Source organism: Phenylobacterium sp. P4_E10 (assembly GCF_056401675.1).
Genome location: NZ_JBFUIW010000004.1, coordinates 74,834 through 99,727 on the forward strand (window position 1 = coordinate 74,834; position 24,894 = coordinate 99,727).

Genomic DNA, 24,894 nt, shown 5'->3' on the forward strand with positions numbered 1-24,894 from the left:
CTCAGCGCCAGACATCGGCCGAAGCCTGGACGGGTTCGGCTGGGGTCTGGCAGGCCTCCGTCTGAGCCGCGGGCGCCGAGCGATTCATGGTCTGCGCCATTCCAGTGAGCGCGCCGGTCGCCCAGGCGGTGCGCGCGTCACGGCGGGTTCCCGGGATCGCCGCGGCGACGCCGGCGGCGTCGCCGGAGATGGCCGCGCTGGCCGCGGCCGTGGCGACCCGGCCGTACTGAGAGGCGCCCAGGCCGCCAGCGAGCGCCTCGCCCAGCCCGGCCTTCTGGGCGGCCGAAAGCAGGCCGCCCAGAGTCGGCTTGCGAGCGGCGGCGGGCTCGGTCTGACAGTGAGTCTGGGCGAGCACAGGCGTGGCGATAAGCGTCGCGGCCAGGGCCGCGGCGGTCCGCAGTCGAGTCATGTTCGGATCCTTCCGGCTGCCGTCAGCGCGTTCCGGCGGGGCAGGCCGCCGCGAGGCGGCGGCTGGTCGAGGTCAGGTTCAGGCTGGCCGATTGGCCGCCGACCACGGTCGTCGAGGTGAGGTTCATCGTGAACCCAGTGGACGAGTAGACGCCGGTGTTCTTGAAGGTCGACTTCACGCCGTCGTCGTTGCACGAAGCCGCGATGGCGAACCGGCCGGCGCCGATCTGACGCTGGCTGTAGGCGCACTGGCCCTGCATCGCCTTGGCGAGTTCCCGCTCGACGGTGCGGGCGCGGGCTTCCTCCGCCGTGACGCAATCGCGCGTCACCTGCGGATCGGGATCGCCGGCGAAACGGGTCACCGTCTCATAGTAGCCGGGCGCCATCACGGTCTCAGCGAGGGCGGCGCCGGCGTACAGCGCTACGGCCACGCCCGCGGCGCTGGCGATCAGGGTCATCTTGCTCATTCTTCTGCTCCAGTTCGGCCTGGCCGGGGGGAGCGTCAGGAGGGGCCTGGCGTCCCTGAAAGAAGCGACGGAACAGCTCGGCGAACAGCTGCTCGTAGCCCGGGTCGGCGGGCTCGAGGTCGTCGTCGGGCGGCTGGGTCACGTCGTTTCGATCCGGCGAAGTCGATGGCGACCGGATACGTCGGCGCCGGCGCCGGTGTGGTGTCGCGGCGCGAGGAACTTTGTGGCAATTGTGGCGGGCCCGCGGGGGCTGCAGTAGATCGACGGGCGTCGCTCCGTCGCGACGGAGCGCATATGGACACGGTCATCCAATCCGGCGACGCCGCCTCCAACGCGCCTGGAACCGGTTTCCTGCTGCGCCTCGGGGACGCGCTGCGCGGCCTTAGCGATCCCTTGGCCATCCTGGCCTACGCCTCGGAATCGCTGGGCTCCCACCTGGGAGTGAGCCGCTGCGGCTATGCCGAGGTGCGGGTCGACGACGGGACCTTTGTCGTCGAACGCGACTGGACCGACGGAACGGTCAAGCACGGCGTCGGCCGCAGGCCCATGGCCGCCTTCGGCGATGGAATCGTCGGGCCTCTCTACCGGGGGGAGACCCTCAAGGTCTGCGACTACGGCCGCGACGATCGGGTCGCGCCGACGGATCGGGCGGCCTTCGACGAGATGTCGATCGTCGCGGCCGTAACCGTACCCCTGGTCAAGAACGGCGATCTGGTGGCGATGCTATCGCTGCACCAGACCACGCCGCGGGATTGGACCTCGGCCGAGGTCCGGCTGATTGAAGAAGTCGCCGAGCGTACCTGGGCGGCGCTAGAGCGCGCGAGGGCTGAGGCGCAGCTGCGCGAGAGCGAGACCCAGCTGCACATGCTGGCCGACCACATGAGCCAGCTCGCCTGGATCGCCGACGCGGGCGGCGATGTGGTCTGGTACAATCGCCGCTGGTACGAGTTCACCGGCGTGCCTGAAGGCGGCGCGGACGGCTGGCTGGGGATTATCGCCCCGGAGGCTCTAGCGGAGACCCAGGGTCGGGTGGCCGGGGCCATGGTCGCGGGCGAGCCCTTCGAGTTGATCCTGCCGCTGCGCCGGGCCGACGGGGTTCACCGGCCGTTCCTCACGCGAGTGCAGCCGATGCGGGCTCCCAACGGCGGCGTGGTCCGCTGGTTCGGTACCCACACCGATATCGGCGAGCAGCTAGAATGGGAGCGCCACCGAGGCTTCCTCCTCGCGCTGGAGGATCGGTTGCGACCGATGAAGGATCCGGTTGTCATCCTTCAGACCGTCTCCGAAGCCCTGGGACGCCACTTGGGCGTCAACCGAGCCGGTTACAGCGAGGTCGACGAGACTGGCGAGTATCTCATCGTCGAGCAGAGCACCTGGACCGATGGGCGCATGCCCGATTCAGTCGGTCGCCATCCGCTCGAAAGTTTCGGGCCCACGATCATCGCAGCCTTGCGTCGCGGCGAGTCTCTGGTCTGCCCAGACATGAACGCCGAAGAGCGCCTGGACCCGATCTACCGCGCGCCCTATCTCGGTCTCGGCATTGTCAGTCTGGTGACCAAGCCGCTGCTGAAAGGCGGCAAGCTGGTCGCGATCATGACGGTCAATCAGGACGAGCCGCGCCCTTGGCCGGACGCAGAGGTGCGGCTGATCGACGAAGTGGCCGAACGCACCTGGGCGACGCTCGCCCGAGCCCGCGCCGAGGCCGAGTTGGCAAAGTCCCGCGAGGCCCTTTACCAGTCGGAGAAGTTGACGGCGCTGGGTTCGCTGCTGGCTGGCGTGTCGCACGAGATCAACAATCCCCTGGCCGTCGTGGTCGCCCAGGCCATGCTGCTCGAGGCCGATGCCGAGGGCTCGCCGCTGGGTGAGCGGGCCGGCAAGATCCGGCGCGCCGCTGAACGCTGCGCGCGCATCGTCCAGACCTTCCTGGCAATGGCTCGTCAGAAGCCGCCGGTACGTACGACGGTGTCCCCCAATGCGGTCGTTCTGTCGGCGCTCGACCTGACGGGCTATGGTCTGCGAACGGCGGGCGTCACGGTCTCGACGAAGCTGGCCGACGATCTTCCGCCGCTTTCGGCGGACGCCGACCAACTCCACCAGGTGCTCGCCAACCTGCTGATCAACGCCCAGCATGCGCTGCAGGACCTCCCAGGCCCCCGCGAGGTGGCCGTGTATACGCGCGCGGGACGAGAGCCGGGCACCGTCGAGATCGAGGTTGCGGACAACGGGAACGGCGTTGCCCCTGAACTTCGACGGCGGGTGTTTGAGCCCTTCTTCACCACTAAGCCGCAAGGTGGCGGCACTGGTCTCGGTCTTTCCTACTCCCACGGCGTCGTCGAGGCCCACGGGGGGCGCATCGAACTGCTCGACCGCAGTAAGGGCGCGGCCTTCGTGCTCGTCTTGCCGGCCGTCGCGACGGCCGCCGACGCCGGCAGCGCCGAAGCGGAAAATGCGCACCGCCGGCCCCCGCCGCCCGGATCAGCTCTCCTCGTGGATGATGAGGCGGACGTTGCGGAGGTGCTGGCCGAAATCCTCGAAGGCCAAGGCTTTCGGGTCACGACGGCGGCTAGCGGACGTGAGGCCAAGGCGCGTCTGCGTGCGGAGGCCTTCGACATCGTGCTCTCGGACCTGCGCATGCCGGATCTCGATGGGCCCGGCCTCTACGACTGGATACGTCGCGAGCGGCCTGAACTGGCCGAACGCACTGGCTTCATCACCGGCGACACCCTGGGCCCGGCCGTGGCCCGCTTCCTCGCGGATGCCGGACGGCCCTATCTGGAGAAGCCGTTCACACCCGGCGCCGTGGGCGCGTTCGCAGCGCGTTTGCGCCGGGGAGACACGGCGTGAGCCATATCGTCATCGTCGACGACGAGCCTGAGTTGCGCGATGCAGTACGTGACTACTTGCTGCGTCACGGCTACGCGGTGAGCGAGGCGGACGGCGGGAAGGCTTTGGATGCCCTGATGGCCGAGCGGCCCGTCGACCTGGCCATACTCGATATCAACATGCCCGGCGAAGACGGGTTGAGCATCGCTCGTCGGCTTCGCAGCGGGGGCCGGATCGGGCTGCTGATGCTCACCGCCAACAGCAGCCTGGTGGACCGCATCGTCGGGCTCGAGGTCGGAGCGGACGACTATCTCGCCAAGCCGTTCGACCTGCGCGAACTGCTGGCGCGGGTTCGCGCGATCTTGAGGCGGGTGGGCGACGACGATCGCCCGTCCGCCACCCTGGGCCGCGAGGTGAGCTTCGGCCGCTGCCGGCTCAACCTCGACAGCCGAAAGCTGTTCGACGCCGAGGGAGCCGAGCTCCATCTGACGGCTATGGAGTTCGATCTGCTGAGGGTGTTCGCCGAACACCCAGGCAAGGTTCTCAGCCGCGACAGGATTCTCGACCTGGCGCACAACAGCGACATGGCGCCGTTCGACCGTTCGGTGGATTCGAGGGTCGTGCGGCTGCGGCGAAAACTGGAAGTCGATCCGGCCCGGCCGCAGGTGCTCAAAACGGTGCGTGGGCAGGGCTACGTCTTCTCGCCAAGTAGCGGCTCTGAGCGGTAGAGGGCCGTCCGCCGGATTGGCGCATCGCAACCACGGCATGTTGCGCGTCGCATTTCGCCTTTCCGGCCCTTTCGCCTCACCCGAAGCAGACATAAGAATCTCAAATGGTCCGGTGTCGCAGGGGTGAGCATGAGAGACGCTTTCGACGCTTCGACGAGAATCGCTATCGACGCACTTCACGCACATGTCGCAGTGCTGGACCGGTCCGGCCGCATCCTCGCGGTGAATGAGCGTTGGCGTCGGTTCGGTCGCCAGAACGGAGCTACGTCCGACTACGTGGGCGTCAGCTACCTGGATGTCTGTGCTCGGGCGGCCGATGAGGGCGACGCGCGCGCGGCGCGCGTCCAGAAGGGACTGCTGAATCTGCTCAACGGCGAGGGCGACCAGTTCGGGGTGGCCTATCCTTGCGCAAAACGGTCTTTCCGTCTCAGAGCCAGCCGGCTGGCCGAGACGGACGCGCGCCTGCTGGTCGCCCATGAGGACATCACTGCGCTGGTACAGGCTCGGCGTGAGCGAGACGCGGCGGCCGCCTCCTTGGTTCAAACCTCGATCGAGCACACCGGCCTGATGGCCGATGTTTATGAGGAGCTAGGTCAGCGGCTGGCGGCCATACGGCTGGCGGCTGCGGCGCTCGTGGGCGGCTCGCCCACCGCGCTGGCGACGATCCGTCTGGCGGTGGATGAGGCCAGCCACGAGATGCGTCGCCTGCGCCACCAGCCCGGTCCGACTCGCGAGAGCGCCGCACCGGTGCGGCGGGCGCCGCTTCAGGTAAAGTAGATATCGCGGTTTACGGGCGTCCGGCGCTCCCAACAGCTAGCGCGGCAGGTGGGATTCGCGCCAAGATGGCGGCCGGCGCCCCTCGACGGGCGGCGATCCGCTTAAACGGGAGGCGCGGGGACACGCGCCGGGGGAAACACATGAGGAAGTTCACCCACTTCGCGGCAGTCGCCGCCGTGGCCTTGTTGCTCACGGCCGGGCCCGCGTCGGCCCAGACGGCAATTACGCCTGGCGCCGTCGAAGAGTTCGTGGCCATGCGCGACGGCGCAAAGCTGGCGGCGAATGTCTTCAAGCCTGTTGGGCAGGGCCCCTGGCCGGTGATCGTGTCCCGCACGCCCTATCTGAAAGACCCGCGGCCCGATCAGCCGACTGGCCCGGCCAAGCTCGCGGCCCAGGCCAAGCGTTACACCGACGCCGGCTATGTGTTCGTGCTGCAGGACGTGCGCGGCAAGGGCCACTCGCAGGGCTTCTACGCCGCCTTCGAGAACGACATCGAGGACGGTTACGACACCGTGGCCTGGGCGGCCAAGCAGCCGTGGAGCAACGGCAATATTGGGATCACGGGTGGTTCAGCCCTGGGCATCACCAGCAATGCGGCGGCCATGGCGGCGCACCCGGCGCTGAAGGCGGCTTATGTGATCGTCGCGCCCTATGACCGGCTGCAGAACACATACATGGGCGGGGTCCTGAAGGAGAAGGACACCCTCGGCTGGCTGAAGGAGCAGGGTGTCGAGGAGGAACTGCTGAACACGGTCCGCTCCCGGGTGGTCGACGATGTCATCTGGAACCGCGGGGCGATGAGCGAAAACCGCAAGTACGTGCGGATTCCGATCTACAACGTTGGCGGCTGGTACGACATCTTCAACGACGGCAGCGTCGGTAACTTCAGCTGGCTGCAGAACCACGGCGCCAGGGGCGCACGCGGCAATCAGAAACTGCTGATGGGCCCCTTCGGACACGGCGAGCTGTCAGGCGATCTGGAATACCCGCCCCAGGATCCGGGCGGCGCTCAGGAGATCCGCTGGTTCGACCACTGGCTGAAGGGCGCCGACAACGGGATCATGGACGAGCCGCCGGTCAGCTACTTCATGATGGCGGCCGCCCGCAAAGGCGCGGCTTCGCCCAAGAACAGGATGATGACCTCCGCAAACTGGCCGCCGGCTTATCGCGAGGTGCGATACTACCTGACCGCCGACAAGGTGTTGGCGACCCAGCCGCCGAGCCTTGATGCGTCCAAGACCACCTACCGTTTCGATCCCGCCAATCCCGTGCCGACCGTGGGCGGCGCCAACCTCACCTTTGAGCGCGGGCCGATGGACCAGCGCGTGATTCCGGCCCGCCAGGACTATCTGCGCTTCCAGACCCCGGTGCTGGACAAGGACGTGGTGATCGCGGGGCCGGTGAAGGTCGAGCTCAATGCCGCCACCGATGGACCGGACACCGATTTCACCGCCAAGCTGGTGGACGTCTATCCCGACGGCTACGAGGCGGTGGTGCTGGACGCCCCGATCCGCGCTCGCTTCCGCAACGGCCGCATGCCCGATGACGTCAAGCCGATGTCGCCGGGCGCGCCGGAGGCACTGGTCATCGATCTGTGGAACACTGCGATCACCTTCGAGAAGGGGCACCGGATCGCGCTGCATGTCAGTTCTTCCAACAGCCCGCGCTTTGCAGTGAACCCGAACACCGGCGAGGCCGAGGGCGGCGGCAAGCTGAAGCCGCGCGTGGCGACGAACAGTGTCTTCCATGACGCCGCCCACCCGTCGGCGCTGGTGTTGCCGGTGATCTATCCGGGGCCCTAGGCCGCGTTAGACACGGTCTTCCGGTGGCCGCTCACCTTCCGCCTCAGGGGCGGTGAGCGGGTCCTGGGCGTCCTGCTGGCTGCGCCAGTCGGAAAAGCTGCGATCGAAATGATCCAGACGTTGGCCTCGGAACGCGCGGTATTCGGCGTCGTACTTGCTCAGCTGCTTGGCTCGCCAGAGGGCGTAGTCGCGGTCATGGCTGCGCAGTTGTTCTTCGCGCCACTCTAGATAATCGAGCTCGAACTCGATGTTGGCGCCGGGGTGATAGGCGTAGTCGGCTGGCGGGCCGAACTGGCGCACGCCGGGGTCGCGGGCGTCGAGCGGCTGGTCGCCATAGGGCGCACGGTCTAACTCGCTGGCCTCGCGTTGCGGCGGGGCGGCGCGTCGACGGACCAGGCGTTCGCGATAGCCGTGAGGCTCGATGCCATACTCCTGACCGCCATGCGGGCCGTCGAGGCTGTAGTAGCCGCGGGTCAGGGCGTCCTGCTCGTCGAATGGCAATTCCACCCCCGGATCCCGGCCGGCCTCGAACCGGCCGCGCCGCCAGGCTGGGCGCTCCGGATGCGGGCGCTGGCCGGGGGCTGCGCCGAACGAGCGAGTGTCGGCGCCGTAGTACCGCGCCTGGTCGGACGAATAGCGCCCTTCCTCGCCGAAACTGCGGCGGCGATCCTCGCGCGCGTCGGTTTCACGCCAGCGAGCTTCTCCGCGAGGGTCCTCAGGGTGCAAATCGCGATTTGGCATGGACAGGTACTCCGCACGGTCTTGCAGGAAAACGGCGGGGAAGGTTGGCTGTTCCGCAGGCGTCGCTCGGACGGCGACTCAGGCCGCGACTCGCGCGACATTCGGACCGGTCCCTTGTGGCCACGGTTGGAAAACATGGCTGACGAACCGGAAAAGATCCGCAGGTCCACCGTTGGCGAGCGCCTGAAGGCGATGTTCAAGGCTGCCGAAGAGCTGCCTGTGCCGGGCAAGCTGCGCGATGTCGCCGCCGAGCGCGCTGACGAAGAGGCGGCGCCTAAGCGCCGCCGAAAGCGCTGACGCCCTAGTTCATTCCGGCGGCGGCGAGGATCGCGGCCAGGCCGACGCTCATACCGCGCACGTCGCCCGACTTCTCGACATCGATCCATTCGTCCAGCGAATGAGCGCGCCCGCCCTTGCCGCCGCCGCCGATGGTGATGGCGGGGATGCCCAGCGCCATCGGCGCGTTGGCGTCCGTGGACGAGGCGTCATAGGCGGGGGTGTAGCCAAGTGCGGTGATCGCCGCCGTGGTTCCGGCGACCAGCGCGCTGTCCTTCGCCGTCTGTCCGGCCGGGCGGTCGCCGATCGGGGCGATGTCGGCGCTGACCGCGCCGACCCGGACGGAGCGGGCCGTGTTCTCGTGCTCGACGGCCCCCTGGACGATCGCCCTGAGGCGGGCGTCGAGCTTGGCCAGTTCCGCCGGATCGGCCGAACGCATGTCGAACTCGGTGAAGACCTTACTCGGAATGGCGTTCACCGACGTGCCGCCGCCGGTGACCGAGGCGGAGTAGGTGACCTTCGGATTGGTCGGGACCTCGACTTCGTAGAGGTCGGCGATCGCCTTGCCCATGGCGGCCATCGGGTTGACGATGCCGAATGCGCCGTAGCTATGGCCGCCGGGACCCTCGAAGGTCACGCGATAGCGCTTCGAGCCGACGCCGACGTGCGTGATGCTGCTGGGATCGAGGCCGTCGACCGAGAAGAACGCCTTGGTGCGGTCCTTGTACTTGCCCTTGTTGAAGAAGTAGCGGACGCCGCGCAGGTCGCCTGCGCCTTCCTCGCCCACGGTCCCAACGAACAGGATGTCGCTCTTGGTCTTGATCTTGGCAGCGTCCAGAGCGCGGACCCAGGCGAGCAAGACAGCGAGGTTGTGGGTGTCGTCGGCGATACCGGGGGCGTAGAGTTTGGTCCCGTCGCGGCGGACCTTCACGTCGGTGCCCTCGGGGAAGACCGTGTCCAGGTGCGCGGATACCACCACCAGCGGGCCGGGCTTGGTCCCCTTGCGCAGTCCCATGACATTGCCTTCCGGGTCGATCTCGACATCCGTCAGGCCGTGAGCCTCGAACATGGCGCGATAGGCCTTGGCCCGAGCGGCCTCCTTGAAGGGCGGCGCGGGGATCTCGGTCAGGGCGATGATGTCCGCCACGGTGCGGTCATGCTCGCGTTCGAGCGTGGCGGTGGCGACCTTGAAGGCGGGACTGGCGATGATCTTGGCCACGTCGTCCTTGGGAGCCGCGGCGGCCGGCGCCGCGATCAGAGCCGACAGGACAAGGGCGGCGGGCAGGGAACGCGACATGGCTACTCCGGTCGAACTTATGAGTCGCCGGCATAGTAACGGTGAAGGTGACGGCCGCTAGGCCCTGGCCTCGGCCACGTCGTAGGCCAGAACGTCGGATGCTTCGTCCGCGTCCATGATCTTCAGCAACCGGGCGCGGGCGCGATTGACCCGGCTCTTGATCGTGCCGAGCGCGCAGCCGCAGATCTCGGCAGCTTCCTCGTAGGAGAGACCAGCGGCGCCAACCAGGATCAGCGCTTCACGATGTTCGGCCGGCAGTTGGCCCAAGGCGGTCTGCAGGGCGCGCAGGGCGACGCTCCAGTCCTGGGTCGGCGGGGTGCGGACATTGTTGGCGTACTCGCCGGTCTCGTCGCGGACCTCACGGCGGCGGCGGATGACCTGGGTGTAGTAGGTGTTGCGCAGGATCGTGAACAACCACGCTCGCAGGTTGGTGCCCGGCTCGAACTTGTCGCGGTTGCTCCAGGCCTTGATCAGAGTGTCCTGCACCAGGTCGTCGGCGTCCGAGCCATTGTGGCTCAGTGACCAGGCGAAGGCGCGCAGGGCGGGGATCATCGCCACTACTTCTTCGCGCCATTCACCTTCGCCGCTCATGCCGACCTCCCCGGGCCTTGCGCCTGCGTGGCTTGTCAACGCGTCCTTCCGGCAACCGTTCCGGGTTGCGCTTGGCCGCACAGACCCCAGATTCCCGGAACTGCGTTTGGCCTGCGACGTTTGGGCCGGACTCAGCGCGGGTGCGCCCAACGTCGGCGTTCTTCCGCAAACTCAAGGCTGAAGGGAGCGGCGAATGGCGTTATTCGACGAGGCTAGGCGGCCTCCGGCTCCCTTGGGAGCAGCCCGCTCGCGGGGCCCCGCCGAGTGCTATCGCAAGGTTCGCGAGGCGTCGGCCGCACTCACGGGGCACCTGTCGGCCGAGGATCAGGCAGCTCAGTCGATGCCCGACGCCAGCCCGGCCAAATGGCATCTGGCGCACACCACCTGGTTCTTCGAGACCTTCATGCTGGTCCCGAACTTGTCGGGCTACCGGGTGTTCGACCCGGTATTCGCCTACCTGTTCAACTCGTACTACGAGACCCTGGGGCCACGCCAACCGCGGCCGCAGCGCGGCCTGTTGACCCGGCCGTCGCTGGCTCAGGTCATGGCCTATCGCGCCCATGTGGACGAGGCGATGGGACGGCTGCTGGCCAACGGCGCCGGTGAGTTGGCCCCTTTGCTGAATCTTGGCCTGGCGCATGAGGAGCAGCATCAGGAGCTGATCCTGATGGATATCCTGCACCTGTTCGCTCAGTCGCCGCTCAAGCCCGCCTACGCGCCGGCTCCGGCCCTTCCGGTCGGCCGCGATCCCGGGCCGGCGGGAGAAGTCGCCTTCGACGGCGGTCTGGTGGAGATCGGCCACGACGGGCAGGGCTTCGCTTTTGACAATGAGGGCCCTCGCCACAAGGTCTGGTTGGAGCCGTTCCGCCTGGCTGATCGGCTGGTGACCAACAGCGAGTGGCTCGCCTTCATGGCGGATGGCGGCTACGCGCGGCCCGAGCTCTGGCTGTCCGAGGGCTGGGCGAAGGTCCAGGCCGAGGGCTGGAACGCGCCTCAGTACTGGGAGCAGGGCGAGCACGGCTGGTTGGCCATGACCCTGCAGGGCCGTCGCGCCCTCGCGCCTCACGCCCCCGTCGTTCATGTCAGCTTCTACGAAGCCGACGCCTACGCCACCTGGGCTGGCGCGCGCCTGCCGACCGAGGCCGAGTGGGAGTATGCAGCCCATGCCCTGCCGCCGAGCGGGAACCTGCGTGAGCAGAGGCAGTACGGCACGGCCGCCGCCGGCCCCCAGCCTGGCCTTCGCCAGATGTACGGCGACGCCTGGGAATGGACCCGCAGCGCCTATTCGCCTTATCCCGGCTTCCGTCCGGCGGCCGGCGCCATCGGCGAGTACAACGGCAAGTTCATGATCGGGCAGATGGTCTTGCGCGGCGGCTGCTGTGCGACGCCGGAAGGCCATGTGCGGGCGAGCTACCGCAACTTCTTCTACCCGCATCAGCGTTGGATGTTCTCCGGCCTGCGCTTGGCCTGGGACGGCTACCCCGAGCCGCTGGTCGAGGCGCCGACCGAGTTCGCCCGCGACGTGGCGCGCGGTCTGTCGCGGCCGCAGAAGGCCCTGCCTGCCAAGTATTTCTACGACGCCGAGGGGTCGGACCTGTTCGAGGCGATTACGGAACTGCCCGAGTACTATCCGACCCGGACCGAGCTCGCGCTGATGCGCGACAAGGTGGGGGAAATGGCCGCCGCCATTCCCGACGGCGCGGCCCTGGTCGAGTTCGGCAGCGGCGCCAGCACCAAGACCCGGCTCCTGCTGGACGCCGCGCCACAGGTCGGGATCTACGCGCCGATCGATATCAGCCGCTCGGCCCTCGATGCGGCGGCCGAAGCCATCGACCGCGACTATCCCAATCTTATCGTCGCGCCGCTGGTGGAGGATTTCACCAAAGCGCTGGCGCTGCCGGAGCAGACGCAGGGTCGGCCACGGGTCGGCTTCTTTCCCGGCTCGACCATCGGCAACTTCACGCCTGACGAGGTCGTGGAGTTTCTGCGCGGCGCCCGTCACCTGCTCGGTGAGGGCGCCGGCTTCCTGGTCGGCATCGATCTGGTGAAAGAGGAAGAGACGCTGGTCGCAGCGTACGACGACGCCCAAGGCGTCACGGCCGCCTTCAATCTGAACCTGCTGGGGCGGATCAACCGGGAGCTCGGCGGCGATCTCGATCTCTCAGCGTTTCAGCATAGCGCGGTCTGGAACGCGGTCGACAGCCGGGTGGAAATGCATCTCGTCAGCCTGCGCGACCAGGCGGTTTCTGCAGCTGGGCGCACATTCCGGTTCGCTGCGGGCGAGACCGTTCACACCGAAAACTCTTACAAGTTCACGCTGGAGCGGTTCGGTCAGCTTGCGAAAGCGGCTGGCTGGAAGCTGGAGCAGCACTGGGAGAGCCCTGCTCCTAGCTTCGCAGTCGTGCTCTTACGAGCTTAGCTTTCTAGCCGATCGCCACGTGAACGCCCGCCACCGCGGGAGGACTCGCCGCCCTTCCGCCCGGCCGAGGCGGCGAGGTCGCGATCCTTGGCGAAACTGCGCTTCTCGCCCGGTACGCTGGCGCCGCCCTTGCGCGCAATCTCACGACGACGTTCCGGATTCATAGCTGCGAATCCTCGGCGGGATTTCGGCTTGGCGGTAGGTTCAAGATCCATCAGAGGCTCCTCTATGCGCCGGCCAGCCAGGGGAGGGATGGCGACGCCTCGCTTTCCCTTACGGTCAAGCAAACTCGCCAAGGGCAGGGGTGGTTGCGCGGAAAATACGAAAGGAGCCTGCGGCTATTGGCGGCCTGGCGCCTTTACCTAGGCCGCAGGTTCGTCACGGGGCCCAGTGATTCTCGGTGTGGTAGCGCTGAGCAATCCCGGGAATTGTAAGGGGTCAGCCAAGGTCGAACCCAGTCAAACTGAACGGCTTGGCCGCACAAAGGCCGCCTGTCCGTCCACCAACGATAAGGTGATCGCCTGATAGGCGATTAGATCGGCAATTGGACCCGCGCGGTCAGGCCGCCAGCCGGCCGGTTGGCCAGAACGACATCGCCCCCATGTCCGCGTGCGACCGAGCGGACCACCGCCAGGCCAAGGCCGATGCCGCCCGTCTGCCTGCTGCGCGAGGGCTCACGGCGGTAGAAGGGCTCGAACACCCGTTCGGCCTCTTCCGGCGGAATGCCGGGGCCGTCGTCCTCGATCTCGACGATCGCGCTGGTCCCGTCGCAATAGACGCGCGCCCGCGCCCGGCCACCGAACTTGACGGCGTTCTCAAGCAGGTTGGTGAACAGCCGCCGCAGCGCGAGCGGATCGCCGTTCAGCACCACCTTCTGGCCGCGCTCAACCTCGGTTTCCGCTCCGGTCTCAGCCATCTCGTCGCAGACGCTTTCCAGCAGTGAGGACAGCTCCAGCGGCGTGCGTTCGCCCGGCCGGCTGGTGTCTCGCACGAACGTCAGCGCGGCGGAGATCATCTCCTCCATCTGGTCGATGTCCGCGGACATCTTGGCGCGCGTGTCGTCGGGCACGTTCTCGATGCGAAAGCGCAGGCGGGTGAGGGGCGTGCGCAGGTCGTGGGCGATGGCGCCGACCATGGCCGTGCGATCCTCAACGTAGCGGCGCAGCCGTCCCTGCATCTCGTTGAAGGCTTTCACCGCCACGGCGATCTCCGCCGAGCCTTCCAGGCTGAGCGGCGCAGCGCGCGGATCACGGCCGAGGCGTTCTGCGGCGTCGGTAAACAGTCGGATCGGCGCGGAAAGGCGACGGGCGAAGATGTAGGCCACCGGGGCCATGGCCAGGGTGGAGAGCACGAACAGCAGCATGATCCGCTGCTGCCAGGGATCGAGGCCGAAGCCCCGATGCGGCCGCACGATTTTCCACTGGCCGCTCGGCTGTTGAACCGCCACGTCGAACGGGGCGATCAGGAAGTGCTCCTCCTTGGCGCCGCCGTCGCGGGCCATGCGGTCCTGGATGACCCGGAACACTCGCCGGTCGGACACCGGGAAGCGCGAGGCCGAGGAGATCACGACGTGGTCGACCGGGACGTCCAGGCTCTCGGCCAGTTGGGCGCGGATCTTGGGAGTCATCCGGCCTTCCATCACCATGGAGGGCGGTTCGGCCGTCATGTGAACCACCAGCGCTTCGCGCTCGGTGAAGGTCGGAGGCGGGCCCTTGAAGGCCTGAGCGATTTCGCTGATCCGGTAGAAGTCGGGCGCTGGCGGGGGCAGGTTGAACAGCAGGATCAGGCTGATCGCCTGGGCCGCCAGGAGGCTGAGGCCGATCAGGGCCAGAAGCTGGCCGAACAGCGAGGCTGTCGGACGCCCGGCCCAGGGCGGGCTCATGAACGTTTCACCTTGGCGGTGAACATGTAGCCTTCGTTGCGGATCGTGCGGATCAGGTCCTGGCTTCCGCCGCCATCGTCGAGCTTGCGGCGCAGGCGGCTGATCTGGACGTCGATGGCGCGGTCGAAGGCCTCGGAGTCAGGCCCGCGCGCGAACTCCAGCAGCTGGTCTCGGGTGAGGACCCGCTGGGGCCGCTCGACGAAGGCGCGCAGCAAGGAGAATTCGCCTGAGGAGAGGTTCACCACCACGCCCTGCGGCGAACGCAACTCGCGGCGCACGAGGTCGAGCCGCCAACCAGCGAACTCGCAGCCCGCGCCAACCGAGCCGGTTTGGCCGCGCAGCTCGGCGCGGCGCAGCACCGCGCGGATACGTGCCAGCAGCTCCCGCGGATTGCAGGGCTTGGAAAGATAGTCGTCGGCGCCAAGCTCAAGGCCGACAATCCGGTCGGTGTCCTCGCCCATGGCGGAGAGCATGATGATGGGGGGCGCCTCGCCGACCGTCAGGCGGCGGCAGATCGCCAGACCGTCTTCACCGGGCAGCATGATGTCCAGCACGATCAGGTCGACCTGACCGCGCTCCAGCGCCTGCTCCATTTCCCGCGAGTCGGCCGCGGTCTCGACCTGATAGCCGTGCTTGCCCAGAAAATCGGAGACGACGTCGCGAATTCCAGGGTCGTCGTCGACCATCAGGATGCGGGCGCCGGTCGGCCCCGCGGACTGATCAGTGCGCGTATCCATCAAGAGCATTCTTACGCCCCCGCGTAACGCACAGATTTCACAACTGAAAGCATCAGGCGTTCGCCAGAACCTCGTCGGCGACGAACGGATTGGTCCGCCGCTCCTGGCCGAAGCTGGACATCGGGCCGTGGCCGGGAACGAAGCGGACGTCGTCGCCCAGCGGCCAGAGCTTGCTGGTGATCGAGGCGATCAGTTGCTGGTGATTGCCGCGCGGAAAATCGGTGCGGCCGATCGATCCCTGGAACAGCACATCGCCCACCTGGGCGAAGCGGGCCTCGCGGTGGAAGAAGATCACGTGGCCTGGTGTGTGGCCGGGGCAGTGGAAGACCTCGAACTCGGTCTCCCCGAGCGTCACTTTGTCGCCGTCGCCCAGCCAGCGGTCGGGCGTGAATGAGCGGGCGTCGGGCATACCCCACTTGGCGCCCGAGGCGGTGATCTCGTCGATCCAGAAGGCGTCGTCGGGATGGGGTCCTTCGATCGGCGCGCCGGTGGCGGCCTGCAAGGCGGCTGTCCCGCCCGCGTGGTCCAGGTGGCCGTGGGTGATCCAGATCTTCTCAATGGTGAGGTTGTGCGCCTTCAGCGCTTCGAGCAGGCGCGGGACCTCGCCGCCGGGATCGATGATGGCGGCCTTCAAGGTCTTCGCGCACCAGACGATCGTGCAGTTCTGCTGGAGAGGCGTGACCGGCGCAATCAGGGCGCGGATAGGGGGTTCGGCTTGCATGGCCCCTAACATCGCGTCTGTCGGCCAATAAGAAAAGGCCCGGGCGAACCCGGGCCTCTCCGATTTAGTGCTGGCGATCACCAGGCGCGGGCGCGCCGGGCATCGGAGCCACCGGCCCCGGAGGAGCGTCCGGCGACAGTTCCGGCACCTCGACAAGGCCACGGCCGACGTGGCTCTTGCGGTAGCCATAGAGGAAGTAAACCACCAGGCCGATCGCGGCCCAGGCCACGAACAGAAGCTTGGTTTCGGTCGACAGGCTGAAGAACAGGTAGACGCAGCCCACCGCCGCCAGAGGAGCGACGACCATGACCGCCGGCGTCCGGAACGGACGCTTGCGACCCGGATCGGTCTTGCGCAGCACCATGACCGCGATAGCCACCATGGCGAACGCGAACAGCGTGCCGGAGTTGGAGATGTCGGCCAGCACCCCGACCGGGAAGAAGGCGGAGAACAGGGCCACGAAGACGCCGGTGATGATGGTGATCACGTAGGGCGTATGGAACTTCGGGTGGACCTTGGAGAACACCTGCGGCAGCAGGCCGTCACGGCTCATGACGAAGAAGATGCGCGTCTGACCGAACATCATCATCAGGATGACTGAGGGCAGGGCCAGGCCGGCCGCCAAGCCGAGCAGGTTGCCGATATGCGGCCAGCCGATCTCACGCAGGGTCCAGGCCAGGGCCTCCTTCGAGCAGACCACCTGGGCGTCGCCGAGCGCCTTGCAGGCGGCGGTGAGCTCGGGGCTGCCGGGGCGCAGGCCGACACCGGCCGCGTCGGTCACCGGCTGAGCGCCGACGGTGCCGATCACGCCCATGGCGACCAGGATGTAGAAGATGGTGCAGACGCCCAGCGAGCCGATCAGGCCGATGGGCATGTTGCGTTGTGGGTTCTTGGTTTCCTCCGCCGCAGTTGATACGGCGTCGAAGCCTACATAGGCGAAGAAGATCGAGGCCGCCGCCGCCGAGATCCCGGCCATGCCGAGCGGGGCGAAGGGTTCGAAGTTCTCCATCTGCATCACCGGCACGGCCAGGGCGATGAACAGCGTCAGAGCCGCGACCTTCACCGCCACCAGGATGGCGTTGACCGTGGCCGATTCCTTCGTGCCGATGACCAGCAGGGCGGTCACCGCCAGGGCGATCAGAGCGGCTGGCAGGTTGACGATGCCGCCGTCCATCGGGCCGAGCACCAAGGCGTTCGGTATGTCGATGTGGAACGCGTTTTCTACCAGACCGACGACGTAGCCGGACCATCCGACCGAGACCGCACCCGCCGCCACCGCGTATTCGAGAATCAGCGCCCAGCCGACCATCCAGGCCAGCAGTTCGCCCATGACGGCGTAGCTATAGGTATAGGCAGACCCGGAAACCGGGACCATGGACGACATTTCGGCGTAACAGAGCGCGGCGACCGCACAGACGAAGCCGGCGATCACGAACGCGGCGATCATGCCTGGGCCAGCCTTCTGGGCCGCCTCGGCGGTAAGCACGAAAATCCCGGTGCCGATGATGGCGCCGATACCGAGCATGGTAAGCTGAAAAGCGCCAAGCGACCGGTGCAGAGACTTTTTCTCTGCGGTCGCGAGAATCGCGTCGAGCGATTTAACTCGCCACATATTTCCTCCAGGAGAATCCGGGCGGCCCCCGCCGCGCGGTGATTTGGCGTTACGTGGCCCCTTCGCTGGCGCTCGGTCAAGCGGCAAGGCGCGATGCTGCATTGCGTGAAAGCCGGCGCCTGCAGGATGAGCGTCCTGCTTGGCTGGAGAGGCAGGCGCGGCTAGACCACGGCATGCTTCCGGTCGAGGAAATTTTGCCCGCGCTGCAAGGCGCCTTGGTCGCAAAAACCGCGGCCGTCCTGGTGGCTCCGCCGGGCGCCGGCAAGACCACGCTGGTTCCCCTGCGGCTGCTGGACGCTCCATGGCTGGCCGGGCGCAAGATCGTCATGCTCGAACCCCGGCGGCTGGCGGCCCGCGCCGCGGCCGAGCGCATGGCCAAGACTCTGGGCGAGAAGGTCGGAGAGACGGTCGGCTACCGTGTGCGCATGCAATCGCGCGTCTCGGCCCGCACACGCATCGAGGTGGTCACGGAAGGCGTCTTCAGCCGCATGATCCTCGGCGATCCCAGCCTCGAGGGCGTGGGCGCCGTGATCTTCGACGAATTCCACGAACGCAGCCTGGACGCGGACCTGGGTCTGGCACTGGCGCGGGACGCCCAAGGCGTGTTGCGTGAGGATCTGCGCCTGCTGGTCATGTCGGCCACGCTCGACGGCGCCGCCGTAGCGCGGCTGCTCGACGACGCACCGGTCATCGAGAGCCAGGGCCGCGCCTTCCCGGTGGATACCCGCTACCTTGGCCGCGACGATCGGCAGCGGTTAGAGGAGCGGGTCGCCCGCGCCGTCGAGCGCGCCTTGGCCGAGGAGGCTGGCAGCGTCCTGGTGTTCCTGCCAGGGCAGGGGGAGATCCGACGGACGGCCGACCTGCTGGGCGAGCGCGTGCGGCGTCCCGACGTGCGGATCGCCCCGCTCTACGGGGCGCTCGACCCGGCCGAACAGGACGCCGCCATCTCTCCGGCCAAGCCTGGGGAGCGCAAGGTGGTGCTGGCGACCTCCATCGCCGAGACCAGCCTGACCATCGAAGGCGTGCGGGTGGTGATCGATTCCGGCCTAGCCCGGGTCCCGCGCTTCGATCCGGCCAGCGGCCTGACTCGCCTGGCGACCGTGCGGGTCAGCCGCGCCGCCGCTGACCAGCGCCGGGGCCGAGCAGGCCGCACCGAGCCGGGCGTCGCCTACCGGCTGTGGGACGAGGCCGAGACCCGCGCCCTGCCGGCCTTCGCCGATCCGGAGATCCTGGATGCGGACCTGACCGGTCTTGCCTTGGACCTCGCCCGCTGGGGCGCGCGCGAGGCCGGAGAGCTGGCCTTCCTCGACCCGCCGCCCTCGGCCGCCTTCAGCGAGGCGCGCGCCCTGCTGCGGCGGCTGGAGGCCCTGACTGCAGAGGGCGTGCTGACCACCCATGGCGAGGCGCTAAGCGAGTTCCCGCTGGCCCCGCGGCTTGCGCACATGATCATCAAGGCGGCTGAGACCGGCCAGGCGCGGCGGGCGGCGCTGATCGCCGCCCTGATCACCGAACGCGGTCTCGGCGGGCGCGACGCCGACTTGCGCCACCGGCTGGAAGGCCTCGAGCGCGACCGCTCGCCCCGGGCGCGCGACGCCAAAATTCTCGCCGAGCGCTGGACCTCGCTGGCTGGCAAGGCAGGCAAGGGCGAGCCGCTGGAGGACGGGCTGTTGCTGGCCTTCGCCTATCCCGAGCGCGTGGCCAAGGCGCGTGGGGCGAGTGGAGAGTTCCAGCTGGTCAGCGGTCGCGGGGCCTATGTCGAACCCACCGACGCCCTGGCGCGTGAGAAGTGGCTGGCGATCGCCGAACTCGGCGGGGGCGATCGCCGCGACCGCATCCTGCTGGCCGCTCCGGTCGAGGAGGGCGAACTCGTGGCCGCATTCGGCAGTCAGCTCGAGATCGAAGAGCGGCTGGAGGAGAGTGGCGGCGGCCGGCTGCGGACCAAGCGGCTCACCCGCCTGGGTCGCATCGTCGTCCGCGAGGAGGTCGACGAGAACCCCGACGCCGGATTGCTGGCCAACGCCCTGGCGAACCGGGTGCGCACCGAAGGCCTGGAACGCCTGCCCTGGGGCGAGGCCGCCCGCTCGTTCCGGCAACGGGCCGGCTTCCTGCGTGCGAATGGCGAGGACTGGCCCGACCTGTCGGACTCGGCGCTGCTTGGGACGCTGGACGACTGGCTGACCCCGCTGCTGCACGGCCTGCGCTCGCTGGGCGCGCTAAAGCCGGACGTGCTGGACGGAGCGGTTCGAGCGATGGTGCCCTGGGATCAGCAGCGGCGGCTCGAGGCTTCGGCCCCGCCGCGCTGGACGGCCCCGACCGGCAACAGCTTCGCCATCGACTACAGCGCCGAAGGCGGCCCCCGGGTCGATGTGCGGGTTCAGGAGGTGTTCGGCCTGGGCGAGCATCCCTGCGTCGGCGGCGTCCCGCTGACCCTGTCGCTGCTGTCTCCGGCCCATCGGCCGATACAGACCACAAAGGACCTGCCCGGCTTCTGGCGGGGCTCGTGGAAGGACGTGCGCTCGGACATGCGCGGGCGCTATCCCAAGCACGTCTGGCCCGAAGATCCGGCCAGCGCCGCGCCAACCGCCAGGGCCAAGCCGCGCGGGACCTAGGTGGCGGCGTAGATCATGATGCCGGTGGCCACAGACAGGTTCAGGCTGTCGGCCCGACCGCGCATCGGGATCTTGACGTTGACGTCGCAGAGCGCGGCCATTTCGGGCGTGAGCCCTTGCTGTTCGTTGCCCATCAGGATCATCGCCGGCTTGGCGTAGGTTGCCGTGCGGTGGTCCACCTCGGCGGAGAGCAGGGTGCCGACGACCGAACCCGGCCAGCCGCCGCGCCAGGCCGCGAACTCGCTCTCGCTGGCCTTTGCTATCGGCACGGCGAAGATCGAGCCCATGGTGGCGCGCACCGCCTCCACCGAGAACGGGTCGCAGCATTCACCGACCAGGATCACGGCGCCGCAGCCGGCGGCGTCTGCGGTCCGGACGATGGTGCCGAGGTTGCCCGGGTCGCGGACGCGGTGCAGGGCCACGAAGCAGGGGGCTGTGTCAGGCTTCAGGGACGCCAGCGGCGCATAGGTCTGGGCGAAGACGGCGACGACCGCCTGCGGATTGTCGCGGCGCGAAACCTTGGCCAGGATGTCCTGGGTGACTTCGATCACCTCGCCGCGGGCGGCGAGCGTCGCCTGGATGGCGCGCTTGAGCAGGGGATGGCCCTCGGCGTCCTTGCCGTACATCAGGATGCGCGGAGCATGGCCGAGCTCGACCGCCTCGGTGACGATCTTCAAGCCTTCGGCGACGAACAGGCCGCTCTCGTCGCGCTCCTTGCGCAGATGCAGGGCCCGCACCGACTTGACGGTGGGGTTGGTCAGCGAGGTGACGGCGCGGCTCATGCCGACCACCGGCCGTAGAACGACATGCCGATCTGGCGGTCGGGCGCATCCTCGACGAGGGTCAGCTCGCCCCAGTCGATGGCCCCGGCGCGGCCCGGCAATTTTGATAACATGAGGGAGGAGAGCGCTGCTCCGGAGATGCGTTCGGCATAGGCGTTGAGCAGCATGAAGGACGCATTATCTGAAAGAAGTTCGGCGCATAGACCGGAAAGTTCAGGTAAGTTCTCAAATAGACGCCAGACCTCGCCATCCGGCCCGCGACCGTATTTCGGCGGATCGAGGATGATGCCGTCATAGCGTGAGCCGCGGCGGACCTCCCGCTGGACGTAGCGGCGGGCGTCTTCGCAAATCCAGCGGATCGGCCGGTCCTCAAGTCCCGACAGGGCGGCGTTCTCGCGCGCCCAGGCGATGGCCTTCTTGGAGGCGTCGACATGGGTCACGTGCGCCCCGGCCGCCGCGCAGACCAGGCTGGCGACGCCGGTATAGCCGAACAGGTTGAGAATCCGCGGCTGACCGGGCATGGCGCGCACGCGCTGGTCCAGCCAGGCCCAGTTGGCCGCCTGCTCGGGAAAGAAGGCCAAGTGCCGGAACGCGGTGAAGCGGGCGTGGAAGCGCACGTCGCCCCACGCCATCGGCCAGCTCTCCTTGGGCTTGCCGCGGAAGCGCCACTTGCCGGCGTCCTCCTCGTCGCTGGGATCGAACACCGCGTCGGCCTTCGCCCAGACGTCGTCAGGCAGCCGCGGGGCCCACATAGCCTGCGGCTCCGGGCGGACGACGGTGTAGGGGCCATAGCGCTCAAGCTTGCGGCCAGCGCCGGAGTCCAGCAGGGCGTAGTCGGCCCAACCGGTGGTGCGCATGGCGCCGGGAAGCTCGGCGACGACAGGGGCAGGCGTGGTCATGGCCAGCCACTAGCCGGTTCGCCGCGCCATCGTCCAGTCCTGGGCGGCCCTAGCGCGTGTGCAACGCGGCTTCGGTGCCCTCGATCTCCTCGCGGATCCAGTCGTGGCCGTTGGCCGACAGCACGCCATCCAGGGCGGCCATGTGCACTGACAGTCGCTCACGGATCTGCGGGTCGACGTCGTCGCGGGTCGCCATCCACTTGGCGACGAGGTGCAGTCCGAAGGCGCTGTGTAGCGCCAGGCGTTGCAGTTGGTCGTCGGGCAATTTCATGGCGTCTCCATTTGCAGCTCTGGCGCCCCGACGCGCCCAGTTTGGCGCGCAAGGCGAAGGTCACGTCAATGAAACGCGCATGCGGACGAAAGGCAGCGGCCTTAGTCCCGGATTTGCCTCGCCTTTTCGTGAGCGTGGGCTTGCCACGGCGGCGGTTTTGGTTTCCGCTTGTTACAGGACGGACTCGGAAGGAAACCCGTGACCACAGCAGTGACCACGCGGCGATCGGCCCGGAAACCCAAGGGCGACGGCCACCTTCGCAGGGCGGAGATCCTGGAGGCGGCTGAGCGCATCTTTGTGGCTGAAGGCTATGAAGGCGCCACGATCCGCAAGATCGCCGATGAAGTCGGGGTCTCGTCCACCGCCCTCTACATGCACTTCCCCGACAAGAGCTGCATCCTGTTGGAGATCTGCCAGGCGACAATCCGCCAACTCCTGGAGCGCAACGCCGAGATCGCTAGCATGCCGATGGACGCGGCCAATCGCGTCAAGCTCATGCTGGACAGCTACATGCGCTGGGGCTGGGAGCATCCGAACGCCTACGAACTGGTCTTCTCGAACACCGGCCGCCTCTCGGCGGTGATCGGAGAGGAAGAGACCACCGCTGATCTGGGCGCCCAGTGCTACGAGGTGTTCTCGGGCGTGGTGCGGGAGATCGCGGCCGAAGGGCGCCTGCGCACGGGAACCGCCGACAGCGCCGCCCAGATGCTCTGGGCCGCCTGTCACGGCGTGGTCCAGCTGGGCATCACTCGCCCCAACTTCGGATGGGCCCCGCGCGACGAGTTGATCGCGGTCACCCTCGACGGCCTGATGCACGGCCTAGTCGCCGACTAGGCCGCGACCACCCTAGTTGGGGTTGGGGATGGGGGTGTTGCTGCCCCCGATCGGCAAGGTCTGCGCAGGTCCCGCATAGGCGCCGTAGGCGCCGCGCTTCAAATCCTTGCTCAGCGTGATCGGGGCCGACCCGCCGGCCAGCCGGGCGCGATAGACCTGCATGCCTTCCATCACCCGCATGACGTAGTTGCGGGTCTCTGAGAACGGGATGCACTCCACGAAGTCGATCGGATCGGTGCTTGAGCTGCGCGGGTCGCCGCAGAACTGAACCCACTGCGGTGGCCGGCCCGGGCCGGCGTTGTAGGCGGCGATGGCCATCGGGTAGGAGCCAGCGAAGTTGTTGATCTGCCGGCCGAGGAAGGCTTGGCCGAGCTGCATGTTGTAGTCGGGCTCCCAGAGCATCGAGGCGTCGTAGCTCATGCCCAGGCCGCGAGCGACGCTGGCGGCGGTCGAGGGAAGCAGCTGCATCATGCCGCGAGCGTCGGCGCCGGAGCGCACCATCGGGTCGAAGCCGCTTTCCTGGCGGGTGATGCCGAGGGTCAGAGCGGGCTCGGGCGCGCCGGATACCGGCGGCGGGGTGCGCAGCGGATAGCCGCGATCGGGCAGGATGAAGCCACGCTGCGCCGCCGTCCGCACGACCTTCATCGAGGTGTCCTGGTCGCCATAGCCGCGCGCCAGATCGACGAGCAGGGCCTGCTCCTCGGCGGTCGGCAGAATGTCGTCGAGAGCCAGCACGAAGGTCTTGAAGAGATCGCGATTGCCGATTTCGTAGAGCAGGCGCGCGGCCCGCACGGTGTCGCGGGATTCGAAGCGGGCGCGATCGGCTTGGGTCACCTGCGGGTCCGAGCCCAGATTGAGCCGTTGGCCCAGCTTCTCGGCCGAAAGTTGGCCGTAGAACGTCGTGTAGTACTTGGCGCCCTGGGCGTAGGCCGCATCGGCCGCCGCCTGATCGCGGCGGGCTTCGGCGGTTCGGCCTTGCCAGTAGAAGGCCCGGCCGCGCGTGATCGGTGACTGGCCGATGCGCTCGAGGTTGGCGAAGTGGACCGAGGCCTTGGCCGGGTCCTTGAGCCGAGTGAGCGCAATCCAGCCGGCGTAGAACTCGGCGTCGGCGGCGGGCGCGCCGGTCGTGAGCCCGCTATTGGCGGCCGCCGCGTAAGCCCCTGGCGAGTCGCCGTTGCGCAGGGCGTAGAGGATCAGCCGGTAGCGCTCGGCCCAGATTCGCTCGGCCATGTCGCCGTGGGCGACGTCGGTCGGAAAGTTGCGGACATTGGCCAGGGCCAAGGTCTCGAGGTTGCGCTGGCGATAGTAGCTGGCGCGTTCGAAGGCGATGCCCGGGTTGGCGGCCAGATTGCCGGGCAGGGCGCTGGCTTGCTCGATGGCGCCGGCCGTGCCGGCTCGCAACGCCATGCGAGCCTGGGCGAGCTGCAGTTGGTCCGGCGGCAGCAGCGGCAGCATGTCACGGGCGGCAGGACCCTGCGCGCCGTAGAGCAGAATGTCGGCGCGGCGGACGTGATCGTCCGGCGTCAGCACGCTCCCGAAACGGGCGAGCATGGTGCGCTGCGGGCCGACCTCGAACAGCTTTTCACGCCAGAAGCTGCGGATCAGGTCGGCGGCTTCCTTCTGGCGACCCGTGGCCTGGTAGGCGCTGGCCAGGGCCATGGCCCCTTCGGCGGTCTGCGGCTCGGATCCACCGAACCAGGCGATGATCTGCTGCGGCGTCTGGCCGGACGTCTCCAGCAGTTTCTCGGCGCCAAGCTGGCGGCGATTGGGCCGCGGCCACCCGGCGAGGTCGCGGCGGGCCTGGTCCAGCTCGAAGAAGGTCATCGACTCGGAGGCCGAGTCCGCCAGCGCCCAGGTGGCGAGCTTGCGCGCGATCGGGTCGGTGAGCGAGGCGATCGCGCTGCGGGCGGTGGTCACATCGCCGCGCTTGGCGGCCGCCAGGGCCGAGTTCAGCGTCGCCGCATCGGTCATCGACAGGGACTGGCGATAGGCGGTCGGCGGGGTCTGGGTGAGCTCGATCGGCCGCGGTCCCGGCGAGGGTTGAGCGCCTGCGGTTCCGAACGGGCGATAGGTCCCTGGGGTCGGCGCACCCTGAGTCGGCGACTGCTGGGCGTTGGCCACGCTCGCCAGCAGAACGATAGAAGCCGTGGTCAGGAACGCTTTACGGGCCTTGGAAGCCAAGGGGAGAAACTCCAGTTACGCGGGAAACGATGTTGCG

The 24,894-nt window shown here is 68.1% G+C and carries 22 protein-coding genes; 8 read left to right on the forward strand and 14 right to left on the reverse strand.

Going from position 1 to position 24,894, the window contains the following annotated elements; genetic code table 11:
* Position 1: 1 nt before the first annotated feature.
* A complete protein-coding gene (locus AC1DQJ_RS06055) occupies positions 2-409 on the reverse strand; it encodes a hypothetical protein (protein ID WP_477601268.1) in 408 nt (135 codons plus the stop codon).
* Between the two features lie 22 nt (positions 410-431).
* Positions 432-875: a DUF3617 domain-containing protein gene (locus AC1DQJ_RS06060; RefSeq protein ID WP_477601270.1), complete on the reverse strand. Its 444-nt coding sequence runs from the start codon at positions 873-875 to the stop codon at positions 432-434.
* A 294-nt stretch (positions 876-1,169) separates the two neighbouring features.
* On the opposite strand from AC1DQJ_RS06060, the gene AC1DQJ_RS06065 reads away from it, so the two are divergent.
* From AC1DQJ_RS06065 to AC1DQJ_RS06080, 4 genes are all read left to right on the forward strand, one after another.
* Positions 1,170-3,719: a GAF domain-containing protein gene (locus AC1DQJ_RS06065; protein WP_477601272.1), complete on the forward strand. Its 2,550-nt coding sequence runs from the start codon at positions 1,170-1,172 to the stop codon at positions 3,717-3,719.
* On the forward strand, positions 3,716-4,426 hold the full coding sequence (locus AC1DQJ_RS06070) for a response regulator (RefSeq protein WP_477601274.1): 711 nt from the start codon (positions 3,716-3,718) through the stop codon (positions 4,424-4,426). The genes AC1DQJ_RS06065 and AC1DQJ_RS06070 overlap by 4 nt, the downstream gene beginning before the upstream one ends.
* A gap of 129 nt (positions 4,427-4,555) precedes the next feature.
* On the forward strand, positions 4,556-5,203 hold the full coding sequence (locus AC1DQJ_RS06075) for a hypothetical protein (protein ID WP_477601276.1): 648 nt from the start codon (positions 4,556-4,558) through the stop codon (positions 5,201-5,203).
* 140 nt (positions 5,204-5,343) lie between these two features.
* The gene (locus AC1DQJ_RS06080; RefSeq protein WP_477601278.1) at positions 5,344-7,005 is read left to right on the forward strand and encodes a CocE/NonD family hydrolase; all 1,662 of its coding nucleotides are present in this window, start codon (positions 5,344-5,346) and stop codon (positions 7,003-7,005) included.
* A gap of 6 nt (positions 7,006-7,011) precedes the next feature.
* Here the strand turns inward: AC1DQJ_RS06080 and AC1DQJ_RS06085 are convergent, their stop codons facing one another.
* Positions 7,012-7,746, reverse strand: coding sequence for a hypothetical protein (locus AC1DQJ_RS06085; RefSeq protein WP_477601280.1), 735 nt, complete (start codon positions 7,744-7,746; stop codon positions 7,012-7,014).
* 135 nt (positions 7,747-7,881) lie between these two features.
* Here AC1DQJ_RS06085 and AC1DQJ_RS06090 point away from each other — a divergent pair, with 135 nt between their 5' ends.
* A complete protein-coding gene (locus tag AC1DQJ_RS06090) occupies positions 7,882-8,043 on the forward strand; it encodes a hypothetical protein (RefSeq protein WP_477601282.1) in 162 nt (53 codons plus the stop codon).
* Between the two features lie 4 nt (positions 8,044-8,047).
* Here the strand turns inward: AC1DQJ_RS06090 and AC1DQJ_RS06095 are convergent, their stop codons facing one another.
* Both AC1DQJ_RS06095 and AC1DQJ_RS06100 read right to left on the reverse strand, forming a co-directional pair.
* Entirely contained in the window at positions 8,048-9,319 is a 1,272-nt protein-coding gene (locus tag AC1DQJ_RS06095) for a M20/M25/M40 family metallo-hydrolase (RefSeq protein WP_477601284.1), read from the reverse strand.
* A gap of 57 nt (positions 9,320-9,376) precedes the next feature.
* Complete coding sequence (locus AC1DQJ_RS06100) at positions 9,377-9,910, reverse strand: sigma-70 family RNA polymerase sigma factor (RefSeq protein ID WP_477601286.1); 534 nt, start codon at positions 9,908-9,910, stop codon at positions 9,377-9,379.
* Between the two features lie 193 nt (positions 9,911-10,103).
* Here AC1DQJ_RS06100 and egtB point away from each other — a divergent pair, with 193 nt between their 5' ends.
* On the forward strand, positions 10,104-12,329 hold the full coding sequence (gene egtB / locus AC1DQJ_RS06105; RefSeq protein WP_477601288.1) for an ergothioneine biosynthesis protein EgtB: 2,226 nt from the start codon (positions 10,104-10,106) through the stop codon (positions 12,327-12,329).
* On the opposite strand, the gene AC1DQJ_RS06110 is transcribed toward egtB, so the two are convergent.
* The 5 genes from AC1DQJ_RS06110 to AC1DQJ_RS06130 all read right to left on the reverse strand — a co-directional run bounded on the left by AC1DQJ_RS06110 (position 12,326) and on the right by AC1DQJ_RS06130 (position 17,281).
* The gene (locus AC1DQJ_RS06110; RefSeq protein ID WP_056018305.1) at positions 12,326-12,544 is read right to left on the reverse strand and encodes a con-10 family general stress protein; all 219 of its coding nucleotides are present in this window, start codon (positions 12,542-12,544) and stop codon (positions 12,326-12,328) included. The genes egtB and AC1DQJ_RS06110 overlap by 4 nt on opposite strands.
* 317 nt (positions 12,545-12,861) lie before the next feature.
* Positions 12,862-14,211 carry a sensor histidine kinase gene (locus tag AC1DQJ_RS06115; protein WP_477601290.1) on the reverse strand — a complete coding sequence of 450 codons (1,350 nt, stop codon included), beginning with the start codon at positions 14,209-14,211 and terminating at the stop codon, positions 12,862-12,864.
* Positions 14,208-14,948, reverse strand: coding sequence for a response regulator (locus tag AC1DQJ_RS06120; RefSeq protein ID WP_477601292.1), 741 nt, complete (start codon positions 14,946-14,948; stop codon positions 14,208-14,210). The genes AC1DQJ_RS06115 and AC1DQJ_RS06120 overlap by 4 nt, the downstream gene beginning before the upstream one ends.
* 52 nt (positions 14,949-15,000) lie before the next feature.
* Positions 15,001-15,669 carry an MBL fold metallo-hydrolase gene (locus tag AC1DQJ_RS06125; protein WP_477601294.1) on the reverse strand — a complete coding sequence of 223 codons (669 nt, stop codon included), beginning with the start codon at positions 15,667-15,669 and terminating at the stop codon, positions 15,001-15,003.
* A gap of 64 nt (positions 15,670-15,733) precedes the next feature.
* Positions 15,734-17,281 carry an amino acid permease gene (locus AC1DQJ_RS06130; RefSeq protein WP_477601296.1) on the reverse strand — a complete coding sequence of 516 codons (1,548 nt, stop codon included), beginning with the start codon at positions 17,279-17,281 and terminating at the stop codon, positions 15,734-15,736.
* Between the two features lie 173 nt (positions 17,282-17,454).
* Between AC1DQJ_RS06130 and hrpB the strand changes: the two genes are divergently transcribed.
* Entirely contained in the window at positions 17,455-19,890 is a 2,436-nt protein-coding gene (gene hrpB / locus AC1DQJ_RS06135) for an ATP-dependent helicase HrpB (protein ID WP_477601298.1), read from the forward strand.
* Here the strand turns inward: hrpB and AC1DQJ_RS06140 are convergent.
* From AC1DQJ_RS06140 to AC1DQJ_RS06150, 3 genes are read right to left on the reverse strand one after another with little or no spacing between them, the layout of a single operon-like run.
* Positions 19,887-20,672: a TrmH family RNA methyltransferase gene (locus AC1DQJ_RS06140; protein WP_477601300.1), complete on the reverse strand. Its 786-nt coding sequence runs from the start codon at positions 20,670-20,672 to the stop codon at positions 19,887-19,889. The two genes, hrpB and AC1DQJ_RS06140, sit on opposite strands and share 4 nt — an antisense overlap.
* Positions 20,669-21,571: a class I SAM-dependent methyltransferase gene (locus AC1DQJ_RS06145; protein ID WP_477601302.1), complete on the reverse strand. Its 903-nt coding sequence runs from the start codon at positions 21,569-21,571 to the stop codon at positions 20,669-20,671. Before AC1DQJ_RS06145 ends, AC1DQJ_RS06140 begins: the two co-directional genes overlap by 4 nt.
* A gap of 49 nt (positions 21,572-21,620) precedes the next feature.
* Positions 21,621-21,842: an RING finger protein gene (locus AC1DQJ_RS06150; RefSeq protein ID WP_477601304.1), complete on the reverse strand. Its 222-nt coding sequence runs from the start codon at positions 21,840-21,842 to the stop codon at positions 21,621-21,623.
* Positions 21,843-22,040: 198 nt separating this feature from the next.
* Here AC1DQJ_RS06150 and AC1DQJ_RS06155 point away from each other — a divergent pair, with 198 nt between their 5' ends.
* Positions 22,041-22,676, forward strand: a complete 636-nt coding sequence (locus tag AC1DQJ_RS06155) for a TetR/AcrR family transcriptional regulator (RefSeq protein WP_477601306.1) — start codon at positions 22,041-22,043, stop codon at positions 22,674-22,676.
* Between the two features lie 12 nt (positions 22,677-22,688).
* On the opposite strand, the gene AC1DQJ_RS06160 is transcribed toward AC1DQJ_RS06155, so the two are convergent.
* Positions 22,689-24,857, reverse strand: a complete 2,169-nt coding sequence (locus tag AC1DQJ_RS06160; RefSeq protein ID WP_477601308.1) for a lytic transglycosylase domain-containing protein — start codon at positions 24,855-24,857, stop codon at positions 22,689-22,691.
* Positions 24,858-24,894: the final 37 nt, after the last annotated feature.

What these genes read in the sequence shown, in the direction of transcription:
- AC1DQJ_RS06115 (WP_477601290.1), bottom strand. Translation starts at nt 14,211, where the DNA reads ATGAGCCCGCCCTGGGCCGGGCGTCCGACAGCCTCGCTGTTCGGCCAG.
- AC1DQJ_RS06100 (WP_477601286.1), bottom strand. Translation starts at nt 9,910, where the DNA reads ATGAGCGGCGAAGGTGAATGGCGCGAAGAAGTAGTGGCGATGATCCCC.
- AC1DQJ_RS06125 (WP_477601294.1), bottom strand. Translation starts at nt 15,669, where the DNA reads ATGCAAGCCGAACCCCCTATCCGCGCCCTGATTGCGCCGGTCACGCCT.
- AC1DQJ_RS06060 (WP_477601270.1), bottom strand. Translation starts at nt 875, where the DNA reads ATGAGCAAGATGACCCTGATCGCCAGCGCCGCGGGCGTGGCCGTAGCG.
- AC1DQJ_RS06055 (WP_477601268.1), bottom strand. Translation starts at nt 409, where the DNA reads ATGACTCGACTGCGGACCGCCGCGGCCCTGGCCGCGACGCTTATCGCC.
- AC1DQJ_RS06065 (WP_477601272.1), top strand. Translation starts at nt 1,170, where the DNA reads ATGGACACGGTCATCCAATCCGGCGACGCCGCCTCCAACGCGCCTGGA.
- AC1DQJ_RS06110 (WP_056018305.1), bottom strand. Translation starts at nt 12,544, where the DNA reads ATGGATCTTGAACCTACCGCCAAGCCGAAATCCCGCCGAGGATTCGCA.
- AC1DQJ_RS06120 (WP_477601292.1), bottom strand. Translation starts at nt 14,948, where the DNA reads ATGGATACGCGCACTGATCAGTCCGCGGGGCCGACCGGCGCCCGCATC.
- AC1DQJ_RS06095 (WP_477601284.1), bottom strand. Translation starts at nt 9,319, where the DNA reads ATGTCGCGTTCCCTGCCCGCCGCCCTTGTCCTGTCGGCTCTGATCGCG.
- hrpB (WP_477601298.1), top strand. Translation starts at nt 17,455, where the DNA reads ATGCTTCCGGTCGAGGAAATTTTGCCCGCGCTGCAAGGCGCCTTGGTC.
- AC1DQJ_RS06080 (WP_477601278.1), top strand. Translation starts at nt 5,344, where the DNA reads ATGAGGAAGTTCACCCACTTCGCGGCAGTCGCCGCCGTGGCCTTGTTG.
- AC1DQJ_RS06130 (WP_477601296.1), bottom strand. Translation starts at nt 17,281, where the DNA reads ATGTGGCGAGTTAAATCGCTCGACGCGATTCTCGCGACCGCAGAGAAA.
- AC1DQJ_RS06085 (WP_477601280.1), bottom strand. Translation starts at nt 7,746, where the DNA reads ATGCCAAATCGCGATTTGCACCCTGAGGACCCTCGCGGAGAAGCTCGC.
- AC1DQJ_RS06090 (WP_477601282.1), top strand. Translation starts at nt 7,882, where the DNA reads ATGGCTGACGAACCGGAAAAGATCCGCAGGTCCACCGTTGGCGAGCGC.
- AC1DQJ_RS06150 (WP_477601304.1), bottom strand. Translation starts at nt 21,842, where the DNA reads ATGAAATTGCCCGACGACCAACTGCAACGCCTGGCGCTACACAGCGCC.
- egtB (WP_477601288.1), top strand. Translation starts at nt 10,104, where the DNA reads ATGGCGTTATTCGACGAGGCTAGGCGGCCTCCGGCTCCCTTGGGAGCA.
- AC1DQJ_RS06145 (WP_477601302.1), bottom strand. Translation starts at nt 21,571, where the DNA reads ATGACCACGCCTGCCCCTGTCGTCGCCGAGCTTCCCGGCGCCATGCGC.
- AC1DQJ_RS06140 (WP_477601300.1), bottom strand. Translation starts at nt 20,672, where the DNA reads ATGAGCCGCGCCGTCACCTCGCTGACCAACCCCACCGTCAAGTCGGTG.
- AC1DQJ_RS06075 (WP_477601276.1), top strand. Translation starts at nt 4,556, where the DNA reads ATGAGAGACGCTTTCGACGCTTCGACGAGAATCGCTATCGACGCACTT.